The 977-nt window shown below is 48.6% G+C and carries 1 protein-coding gene; it reads right to left on the bottom strand.

From position 1 onward, the window contains the following. Positions 1–25: 25 nt before the first annotated feature. On the bottom strand, positions 26–977 hold a 952-nt coding region (locus tag R7093_RS24285; RefSeq protein ID WP_318146890.1), incomplete at its 5' end, for an amidohydrolase.

Here is a 977-nt window from a genome sequence, read left to right as displayed (position 1 = left end):
GATAGCGGCGGTGTTTTATTTTGGATTACTGTCGTTGATAAACCGATTGACCTCTGCTGATGGTTTCTTGCACGTTTAGGTCTTTTAGCGCCTTAGGTTCAATCTTCATCGGGTTGTTATCGAGGATGATTAAATCCGCATTCTTACCTACTTCGATAGAACCTTTATACGACTCCTCAAAGTGTTGGTAAGCTGGCCAAATGGTCATGGCTTGCAGCGCGGTGTACGTGTCAACGCGCTGATCTGCACCCAGTACTTTATCGGTTCTGGTGGTGCGATTGACGGTCGCATCCAATACTCGGAATGAACTTGGCAGCGCCACAGGTGCGTCATGGTGAGTACTGAACTTTAACCCTGCCTTTCTCACCGCTTGAGTTGGTGAAATGAAATCGGCACGAGGATGGCCGAGCACCGAGTCCACATGCCAGTCACCCCAATAAAAAGTATGCATTGGGAATAGAGAAGGGAAGATGCCTTGCGCCGCTAAGCGATCCACTTGGTCTTGGCGCATGGTTTGGCCGTGAATGAGTACAGGTCGGCGGTCTTGTTTTCCTAGCTTTTCATTTGCTTTGGTCACTGCGTTGATAAATTGCTCTATCGCAGCGTCACCATTGGCATGCGTCAGCACTTGCCATTCATTTTTAAAGGCCGTTTCTACGTAATCGTAAGCTTGTTGATCTTCAAAGGTTGGGTAGCCTGCGTAGTCTTTATCTTGTCCATGTGGCGGGTGGAAGTAAGGCTGACTTAGCCATGCCGTTTTACCTTGTGGAGAGCCATCAAAGTTCAGCTTTACGCCACCGATGCGGAAATGGTTGGTGTACTCTGGCGTGTTGTATTCCGAGTCCATAAAATCACTGCTCGATACCATATCGGCGTACGCAACCAAGTCGATCATCAGCTTGTCGTTTTTCGACGCGCGTTTCATCGCTTCATAACCTTCTGATGTTGCTCGTCCTTCTTGAGCTGTGGTATAGCCC

The sequence above is a fragment of the Vibrio sp. 1580 genome (genome assembly GCF_033340055.1).
The sequence above is the reverse complement of the archived record's forward strand: the minus strand, read 5'-3'. Positions and strand labels throughout refer to the sequence as shown.